Source organism: Acinetobacter sp. YH12218, assembly GCF_013417925.1.
Taxonomy (GTDB): domain Bacteria; phylum Pseudomonadota; class Gammaproteobacteria; order Pseudomonadales; family Moraxellaceae; genus Acinetobacter; species Acinetobacter amyesii.
Genome location: NZ_VPDB01000105.1, coordinates 1 through 7,089 on the forward strand (window position 1 = coordinate 1; position 7,089 = coordinate 7,089).

Consider the following 7,089-nt stretch of genomic DNA (forward strand, 5'->3'; position numbering starts at 1 on the left):
TCTTTTAGCTGTCTTAAGCGTTCTTCTTGCTTTGCAATTTTTTGCTCTAAATTATCAACACTCATACCATCACCGTATCAAGGAATCCCCCTCAAGCATAGGTCTGTTTGAATTGAAATTCAAGACATCCCATGCTATCGTGGTTTTCCCGAAGGGCGCACTTAGCCATTGAACTTTGTTCAATGGTGCGACAAGGGGTAAATCCCCTTTGTAATCCCCTGACCAACCTATACAGGTTGGTGAAATTTGGTAAACCAAATTTAAGAGCAAAAGCAACATGGCGATATATCATTTTTCAGTTAAAACGATGAGTAGAAGTAATGGGCGTTCAGCCGTTGCTTGTGCTGCATATCGTTCAGGTGAAAAACTGGTATGTGATTTCTATGGAAAAGAACAAGACTATACAAAAAAAACTGGTGTTGAATTTACAGAAATCTATGCCCCCGATAATACAAATTCTGAGTTACTCAATCGCCAGATCCTTTGGAACGAAGTCGAAAAAGTTGAACGAAGAAAAGATGCCTTACTTGCAAGAGAATTTGAGATTGCATTTCCAAGTGAGTTAAACGCTGAACAGCGTAAAAACATGCTTAATGAACTTTGCCAAGACCTCGTTAAAAAATACGGTGTCATCGTTGACGCTGCTATTCATGCACCGCATACAAGCAACGGAAGTGATGAACGCAATTACCATGCACACATCATGTTCACCACCCGAAGTATTAATGAGCATGGTGACTTTTCAGCAAAAAAATATAGAGACTTCAGTCGTGATAATGGCACAGAAACGGTAAGCTACTGGAGAGAATCATTTGCAGAATTATGCAATCACCACCTGGAACAAAATGGATTTGATGAACGTGTCGATCACAGAAGTTATCAAGATCAAGAAAGTGACCTAGAAGCCACTCAGCACGAGGGTCCTCAAGCCACATACCTACGGAGACGAGGAATATTTACAAAGATTAGTCTGAAAAATGATGAGATTAAGCGACGTAATTTAGAAATCAAAAAGGTCATTGCACTTGATGAAAACATCAACGTATCTGAGGATCTTGTGCAAAAAGTACGAAGTGAACTTCAATTCCAACAGTCTGAAGCTGAATATTTAGGAAAAATTTCTCAGAAGCTTTCTGAACTCCAAAACGAAGAATTATCAAAATTAACAACAGAATTAGACACAATGAGTTCTGAAATATCAGAACTACACAAAAAAGAGCCTTTATTTTTTAAAACAAAATGGATCAATCAAATCAATGACCTAATCGACCAACACAACACCCAACTAGATCGCCAAAAGCATATCTCTGGTCTTAGTGAAACAGAAAAAAAAGATAGATATTCTAACCAGTTAAATAAATGGACAGAAGAAAATCAGTTGCACCTGCCTAAAAAGTCTTTTGAAAAATTTAACGAAACAAACATTAGAGTTAAACAACGCAAACTGAATGATCAAATTTTAAATATAGATCATCAACTTTCAGAAATATTACGTAGAGAAAATGAATATCAAGAATATATTCGCATTCAACGCATGGAAATCAGAAATAGTTATATATTTGAGGAAGATGATTATGGAAATAAATATTTTAGTCCTCAAAATGGTGAAAAACAAAAGCGACTATACGCAGAAGATATGGAAGAGCTGAAAATCCAAAAATTGCATGCAGATTTTACAAAAAGCGTTAAAATGGAAGTGCAGCAAGAGTTTGACCGAAAAACAGCTCTACAGCTCGAAAATGACCGTAAAGATCGTGAATCTAGAGAACAGCAGTTGCATGAAGAACAAGAACAACGTGATGAGCAAGAAAAACGAGCACCCGACCTTTTAGCATTTTCAAGACGTGAAGACCCAAAAAACCAGCAGAAAAATGAACCCAAAAAACCAGATCCTGACAATAATCCTGACTACATGCCTTGGTAACCCCATTTAAAAGCAAAAAAACGGGGTTTTTAGCGACTTTAACTAAAAATATAGGGAAACTATAGTTGATTAAAATAAAATTGCTTAGAACGCAAATGAAAGCATTTAGCGAGTGTCTACGAGCGTCACATTGAAAGTTCGCTTAATCCCCCTCTGATAAACCGTTTTTACTGAATTACAGTAGATTGTGCTTAGCGAGTGTCTACGAGCGTCACAATGAGGCTTTTGCTTTTCAAAAAGCATGAGCGAAGCGAATGCATTATTCATGCTTTTGCTTTTTGAATACTAGATAAGTTAAGAAAAAAACTGCCCCAACGAAGCGAGAGAAACGAGCTTCAATAGAGTACGAGCTTTAGCGAGTACCAAGGGCAGTTTTTATAGCCCAAATTTGAACAAAATTCCCTTTTATACTTTTAAAAAGCTTTTAAAAGCTTTTAGCCCCTCCTCTAGCCCATGTCTAGCAATGCTTTCAGACTTTAAAAAAGTACTTTTGGAGGACAACTAAGTACTTTTGGAGGACAAAATCAACTTTAAAAAGTACTTTTGGAGGACTTTAAAAGTACTTTTGGAGGACAACTAAGTACATTAAATAAATTGTACTTTATTGTTAAAAAAGTACAAAAATAATAGTCAAATAATAATCGAATTGCTATATTTAGGTACGCTATATTCAAAGTACCTTAAATACACTGTAGTTAATTTATGAATGAACAAAATAAAAAAACATATCCACCATCTTGGGTAGTAATGCAGAACAGTATTCAAGAATGCTTTAAAAGTATGAGTATTGATGAGAAACGCATTTTAATTCTCGCAAGTCCAATAGCGAGAACAACAAATGCAACTGAGAAAGATGCAATAGTTATTACAGCAGAAAAATTTGCTCAAGAATGTAATATAAAAACTCATTCAGCATATAAATCGCTTATAGATGCAAGTAAGGCTCTTATTAAACGTTATTTCTGTTACTTAGATGAAAAAGGACGTAAAACATATTGTAATTGGGTTATTCGAGCTAGATATGAAGATGGTTGTGTGTCTATTTGTTTTCCAGATGAAGTTCTTTTAATGCTAAAAGAATTTGATAAGTTAAATCCCTATACTAAATATAAAAAAGATATTGTCCTCAGTCTAAAAAAAGACTATTCATTTGATTTTTATCATTTAGCAAAAAAACATCAAACAATTGGATATTTTGAGATGTCACTAGAGCATCTAAAAACAGAATTTGGATTACCAGAATCTTATCAAGATCTTAGCAATTTAAAAAAACGTGTAATTACCCCTTCATTGAATGAAATTACAGAAAATACTGATATCAATTTGACTTATGAAAATGTCAAAAAAGGGCGTTCCGTTGTCGGTTTTAAATTTACGGTAAAAGAGAAGCCTAAACCCAAATTAGTAGCACCTGAACGAGATCCAAAAACGGTAGATATGTTCTGTAATATGTCAGATGCTCAAGTTAATAAATACAGTACGGTTCTATCAAAACTTTCTGAACTTTCAGACCTAAGTAATTTCCCAGACTACCCTACTTTCGCCCTTTGGATTGGTGGCATCTTACGAGATCCTAAAAGCGTAAGAGAAGAAACAGCAAAGCGGATTTTTAAATCTCTGCATAGCAAAACGGATTTTAAACCATGAGAACTACAGCTGAATTAGCTTCAATGAGTTGTGAAGAACTCAAAGACTATGAGCAAAGTTTACTTGCACTCTGGACGCCAAGGATAGCTCTTGAAAATGACATTGAAAGGTTACGCACTCATCGCAGCGAATTATTGGAGATTTTTAAAAAATTAAAACATCCTGGCGTTCCTGAAAATGAACGTTTAAAAAACTCTATTTTATCTCTCAATAGTAAGATTGAAGATTTAGAAGATGAATTAGATGATCTTATTCAAGACGAACGCTTAAATCATACTGACTAAATTATTCAGTTTATTTAATTAAAACTGTGAAACATTGATTAAACATTAGGCGTGGAACATGAAAAATCATAAAAAAAGCCCGGTCATGGAAACTCGGGCTATCAACTAGGAACTACAGCGTTGAATTATAAGGATAATTATAAAGCATTTCGTATAAGGTGTATTATGTTAATTGTAGAAGATCTAAATAGAATTTTTTTTTAAACTAGATATAATCAGTCATGTTAAGAGTGATTTCATTCAAGATTGCTTTAAATAAAATAAAACCCTTTTATAAGGGTTTTATTTTATGTTAAAGTGTTACTTATAAGTTACAACCCCTAGTTATTATGACGAATCAAATATTAAACGTAGACTGTCTCGATGGTTTTAAAAATGTTCCAGATGAATCCATAGATCTAATCATTGCAGATCCTCCTTATTTCAAAGTCGTAGGAGAAAAATGGGATTACCTTTGGAGAACAGAAGAAGATTACATCGAGTGGTCTAAACTATGGTTTAAAGAAGCTAATAGGTGTTTAAGAAAAGGCGGAAGCTTTTATCTATTTGGATATTTCCGTTTACTTTCTTATCTGTTACCTCATTTAGAGAATTTAGGTTTAAAATTACGTCAGCAGATTATTCTTAACAAAGGAATTCAAGCAGTTTCAGGAAGAGCAACTAAAAATTATAAGATGTTCCCAAATGTGACTGAAAGTATTCTATTTCTTTACAAGGATTCTAAGCCATTCGTTAGAGAACTATTAAAGCAACATCAAAAAAAGAAAGGTTTAAAATCCAAAGAAATCAATGAACTATTAGGTGTTAAATCTAACGGTGGGGGTATGTGGAGCATTTATACTGGTAAAAATATATGTGAACAATTACCAACTCTTGAGCTATGGAATAAATTAGAAAATATCTTAGATTTTTCATATCCATATGAAAAGTTATCTATCACTTTTAACGCCCAATTAGGCTTTACAGATGTATGGGATGATATTGATTTTTATAAAGAACGTAGAAGTCGCATTCATCCAACGCAAAAACCTCTCGAACTTATTAATAGATTGGTTTTAGCTAGTAGTAACAAGAATGATTTAGTGTTAGATCCATTTATGGGTAGTGCTACAACAGCTATATCATGTCTACAGAATGGACGAAACTATTTAGGTTTTGAGATGGATCCTGAATACTATCAAAAATCTCTTTCAAGGATCAAAGCACATACTGATATTAAAAATCATATCTTTGAACTTAATTAATGATTAAGTCCTTGAAAAAAATCATCATAATCCATGTCTAAAGCATGGATTATTTTGTCTAAACTTTCCAAGCTGATATTTCGATCTCCAGTTTCAACAGCAGCAAGATAACTACGATGTACCTTTGCTAATTTTGCTAATTCCACTTGAGTTAATTTCTTTCTCATTCGCAATACTTGGATACGAGATCCAATTGCTTTAGATAACATCTATATACAACCTAAATATGTTACTCTAAATAGTACAAGATGCTATCTTAAAAATATATAATAAAATTATTCTACTAAGATATTGATATTCTTTTTTTATTTATAGAAATCAATATGCAACCTGATACACGTTTAATTTCTATTCCTAATGGTATTGATTACGTTCCTCAACTACTTTCAGATTTATTTATTGCTCCTAGAAAAAGAGCTGTCGAATGGTCTAGGCTTACTCAACAAACACCAAATATGAAAGTCGGCTACCCAGGTCAACATTTAGTATCGTTAATTACTGGTATGCCAGGTGAGAGAACTGGAGCTAGGGGCAATGATTTGATTGATGGATCTGAAATCAAATCTTGTTCAAGGGTTGATCAAGTAGATGAATGCAAGAATAAGAGATGTAAAAACAAAGTACTAAGAATAGAAACTAGTTGTAGTTTATGTGGAGGAAATCAAATAAGTAGAAAAAATGATTCTAAATGGTTGTTTACTATTCGGTCTGAAAATGATTTAAAAGTACTAACTGAAGATGTAAATAGAATAGTTCTAGTATTAGCTGATTACCCTTATTTCTCACAAGGATCATTTGACGATATTCGTTTTGAAATTTTTGAAATATGGAATAACTCTCCTAGATGTTCTAGATTTAAACAAATTATGAGAAATTACTATGAAAATATTTATGGTACTCATAAAGCAAATGATGCTAATAAAACCCCGGCTCCTAAAAATTTTTGGCCTCATAGCTATCAATTTTATCTGTGTAACCCAATTAAAACATTTTCAGCTACAGTTACAGATTCTATAAATAATCCTAAAATTACAATTAATACGTTTATTGAACCTCATAAAGATAGGTCAAATCTTCAATCTCTCTTAATGCCAATTGAGTTATTGGACAAAAATGAACTAATCCATCTATCCCAAACAGTTCCTGTAGATATATTAAAAAGCAATTTAATTTGTAATTGTGGTGATATACCTGATGATCCACTAGAAATTTTGAAGAAGTGTTCCACAATAAATGAACAAACAAGAGCATTTTTACCATTAAGAGGGGACACGACCTTCACTATCCCAGAGTATAATCGTCGAAGATATTAATTCGGTTCAACTATATGACTAATTCGACTCAAATCAGCTTTCGTGTTGATGAGAAGCTACATAGCCAAGCAAAGGAAATATTTACACCTAATGGAGGTATTAGTAAGTATTTAAAAGATCAGGCGACTAAATTTGTTAAACATGAAATTTCTTTAACACCCCATCCTGAAAAAAGAATTTCTAAGGAAAAACGTGTTAGCTTAAAAATAGATGAAGATCTTTACTCTGCACTTCAAAAGCGGTCTGTAGCTTTTGGAGGAGTTAGTGGTATTTTCAGAACTATTCTTGAAAATTCTGTAAACTAAAAAAAGCCAGTACTATGTACTGGCTTTTTTTAACATAAAATCTCTTATGCGAAATTTAGGTCTTATCCCAAATAAATCCATTAAAAAGATCTTTATCTTTCTGCCTATTTTCTTCGGTCTTATTTTCCGTATTTAAAAATTGCTCAAAATCGGTTAATTGCTGCTTAAAAGATTCATTATTTTTTAACTTGTTCAGCGCCCAAGCACCCAGTAGGATTTTGCGTCTAGTATCATCTTTACGTTGCTGATCAGAAACTTTCTTTTTTTCACGTGCAATGGCAGCTTTTTTCTGTTCTTTTAGCTGTCTTAAGCGTTCTTCTTGCTTTGCAATTTTTTGCTCTAAATTATCAACACTCATACCATCACCGTATC

The 7,089-nt window shown here is 33.1% G+C and carries 8 protein-coding genes; 6 read left to right on the forward strand and 2 right to left on the reverse strand.

Going from position 1 to position 7,089, the window contains the following annotated elements; all coding sequences use genetic code 11:
• The first annotated feature begins 277 nt into the window (after positions 1–277).
• The 4 genes from mobQ to FTV03_RS16540 all read left to right on the forward strand — a co-directional run bounded on the left by mobQ (position 278) and on the right by FTV03_RS16540 (position 5,099).
• The gene (mobQ, locus tag FTV03_RS16525) at positions 278–1,924 is read left to right on the forward strand and encodes a MobQ family relaxase (protein ID WP_180042256.1); all 1,647 of its coding nucleotides are present in this window, start codon (positions 278–280) and stop codon (positions 1,922–1,924) included.
• A gap of 702 nt (positions 1,925–2,626) precedes the next feature.
• A complete protein-coding gene (locus FTV03_RS16530) occupies positions 2,627–3,571 on the forward strand; it encodes a replication initiation protein (RefSeq protein WP_120376114.1) in 945 nt (314 codons plus the stop codon).
• The gene (locus FTV03_RS16535; RefSeq protein WP_120376113.1) at positions 3,568–3,855 is read left to right on the forward strand and encodes a hypothetical protein; all 288 of its coding nucleotides are present in this window, start codon (positions 3,568–3,570) and stop codon (positions 3,853–3,855) included. Before FTV03_RS16530 ends, FTV03_RS16535 begins: the two co-directional genes overlap by 4 nt.
• 329 nt (positions 3,856–4,184) lie before the next feature.
• Positions 4,185–5,099, forward strand: coding sequence for a site-specific DNA-methyltransferase (locus FTV03_RS16540; RefSeq protein WP_180042258.1), 915 nt, complete (start codon positions 4,185–4,187; stop codon positions 5,097–5,099).
• Here FTV03_RS16540 and FTV03_RS16545 read toward each other — a convergent pair.
• A complete protein-coding gene (locus FTV03_RS16545) occupies positions 5,096–5,308 on the reverse strand; it encodes a helix-turn-helix domain-containing protein (protein ID WP_180042260.1) in 213 nt (70 codons plus the stop codon). The genes FTV03_RS16540 and FTV03_RS16545 overlap by 4 nt on opposite strands.
• Before the next feature lie 114 nt (positions 5,309–5,422).
• On the opposite strand from FTV03_RS16545, the gene FTV03_RS16550 reads away from it, so the two are divergent.
• Both FTV03_RS16550 and FTV03_RS16555 read left to right on the forward strand, forming a co-directional pair.
• Positions 5,423–6,412 (forward strand): MamI family restriction endonuclease, encoded by a 990-nt coding sequence (locus FTV03_RS16550; protein ID WP_180042261.1) that lies wholly within the window; start codon positions 5,423–5,425, stop codon positions 6,410–6,412.
• 14 nt (positions 6,413–6,426) lie between these two features.
• Positions 6,427–6,717: a hypothetical protein gene (locus tag FTV03_RS16555; RefSeq protein WP_180042262.1), complete on the forward strand. Its 291-nt coding sequence runs from the start codon at positions 6,427–6,429 to the stop codon at positions 6,715–6,717.
• 55 nt (positions 6,718–6,772) lie between these two features.
• Here the strand turns inward: FTV03_RS16555 and FTV03_RS16560 are convergent, their stop codons facing one another.
• Positions 6,773–7,075 carry a hypothetical protein gene (locus tag FTV03_RS16560; RefSeq protein WP_180042263.1) on the reverse strand — a complete coding sequence of 101 codons (303 nt, stop codon included), beginning with the start codon at positions 7,073–7,075 and terminating at the stop codon, positions 6,773–6,775.
• Positions 7,076–7,089: the final 14 nt, after the last annotated feature.

Excerpts from the sequence above, each read along its gene's own strand:
- mobQ (WP_180042256.1), top strand. The coding sequence starts at position 278 with ATGGCGATATATCATTTTTCAGTTAAAACGATGAGTAGAAGTAATGGG.
- FTV03_RS16540 (WP_180042258.1), top strand. The coding sequence starts at position 4,185 with ATGACGAATCAAATATTAAACGTAGACTGTCTCGATGGTTTTAAAAAT.
- FTV03_RS16550 (WP_180042261.1), top strand. The coding sequence starts at position 5,423 with ATGCAACCTGATACACGTTTAATTTCTATTCCTAATGGTATTGATTAC.
- FTV03_RS16560 (WP_180042263.1), bottom strand. The coding sequence starts at position 7,075 with ATGAGTGTTGATAATTTAGAGCAAAAAATTGCAAAGCAAGAAGAACGC.
- FTV03_RS16530 (WP_120376114.1), top strand. The coding sequence starts at position 2,627 with ATGAATGAACAAAATAAAAAAACATATCCACCATCTTGGGTAGTAATG.
- FTV03_RS16545 (WP_180042260.1), bottom strand. The coding sequence starts at position 5,308 with ATGTTATCTAAAGCAATTGGATCTCGTATCCAAGTATTGCGAATGAGA.
- FTV03_RS16555 (WP_180042262.1), top strand. The coding sequence starts at position 6,427 with ATGACTAATTCGACTCAAATCAGCTTTCGTGTTGATGAGAAGCTACAT.
- FTV03_RS16535 (WP_120376113.1), top strand. The coding sequence starts at position 3,568 with ATGAGAACTACAGCTGAATTAGCTTCAATGAGTTGTGAAGAACTCAAA.